The organism is Mesorhizobium sp. M2C.T.Ca.TU.002.02.1.1, assembly GCF_003997225.1.
Genome location: NZ_RZTO01001146.1, coordinates 1 through 1,457 on the forward strand (window position 1 = coordinate 1; position 1,457 = coordinate 1,457).

At 67.7% G+C, this 1,457-nt stretch carries 1 protein-coding gene and 1 pseudogene; both read right to left on the reverse strand.

The window, feature by feature from the left end:
- The coding region (gene waaA, locus EOD07_RS34185) for a lipid IV(A) 3-deoxy-D-manno-octulosonic acid transferase (RefSeq protein ID WP_127238332.1) at nt 1-1,269 on the reverse strand (1,269 nt) is incomplete at its 3' end.
- Nucleotides 1,266-1,457: pseudogene (locus EOD07_RS34190) on the reverse strand (hypothetical protein); the annotation flags it as partial. The gene waaA and the pseudogene EOD07_RS34190, both read right to left, overlap by 4 nt.

Genomic DNA, 1,457 nt, shown 5'->3' on the forward strand with positions numbered 1-1,457 from the left:
GATATAGGGCTCCAGCGATTTCAGCGTGCGGGCGAGCGCGCCGCGCATCTCGTCGACGGTGGCAGCACCCGCCGCCATCATTTCGTGGCGCGCCGCCTCGTTGGTCAAAAGGAAATTGACGGCTCCGGTCAGCATGTCGCGGTCGCGCACCAGCTTGGCGCCGCCGCTGTCGAGCAGGCGCTGATAGGCCTCGCGGAAATTCTGCACGTTGCGACCGGCCAGCACGGCGGTTTCGAGCATCGCCGGCTCGAGCGGGTTCTGGCCGCCTTCCGAGGTCAGCGAGCGGCCGACGAAAGCGATCTCGGTCAGCCTCAGGTAAAGGCCCATTTCGCCGATCGTGTCGCCCAGAAGGATATCGGTATCGGCCGAGATGCGGTCGCCCTTGCTGCGCCTCGCCACCGAAAGGCCCATGCCGGAAATCTGCGCGGCAAGCGCATCGGCGCGGTCGGGGTGACGCGGCACGATGATGGTCAGGAGCCCGTGATGGCGCTTGTACAGGCTGGCATGGACCTCGGCGGCCACGACCTCCTCGCCGTCATGGGTCGAGATCGCGGCCCAGGTCGGGCGCTCGCCGATCTGGCGCTGCAGGGTGGCCAAGGCCCGCTCGTCGACCGGCGGCGGGTTGGTATCGACCTTGAGGTTGCCGGAAACGGTGACCGGCCGGGCGCCGAGCGCGCGGAACCGCTCGCCGTCGACATCCGACTGGGCGATCACATGGGCGAGATTCTCGAACAGCGCCTCGGCAACGCCGGAGCGCTTCTTCCAGGACATGAAGGAGCGGTCCGACAGCCGGCCGTTGACCAGAACCTGCGGCACGTTGCGGGCGCCAAGCTCCAGGATGGTCATCGGCCAAATCTCCGATTCGGCGATGATCGCCAGTTCCGGCCGCCAGTGATCGAGGAAACGGCTTACCGCGGGCTTGAGATCGAGCGGTACATATTGGTGGATGATGCGGCTGCCGAGGCGCTCTTCGGCGACCTTGGCCGAAGTCACCGTGCCGGTGGTCAGAACGATGTTGACGCCATAGTCGAGGATGCTTTCGACCAGCGGCACCACCGCGATCGTCTCGCCGACGCTTGCGGCATGGATCCAGATCACCGGCCCTTCCGGCCGCGGTCGGCCGGCGACGCCGTAGCGCTCGCGCCGGCGGACGCGATCCTCCTTGCCGCGCGAGGCGCGCCAGGCGACATAGGGTCCGATCAGCGGATAGGCGGCCGCCCCCGCGTAGCGGTAGGCGGTCAGGGCCGCACGCGCCCAACGCTCGCTCATTTGCCGCCATCCACGAGGCGATAGGCCTCGGCGGTCGCAGCGTTCAGCGAGGCGGTTACCTCCTGGCGCTTGCGCTCCATCTCGGCATCGTCGGCATCGGCCGGCACGAAGACAGGCGGGCCTACGATGACCGCCGAGCGGCCGAAAGGCAGGTTGATGGTGGTCTTGTCCCAGCTCTTCTCCAGCAC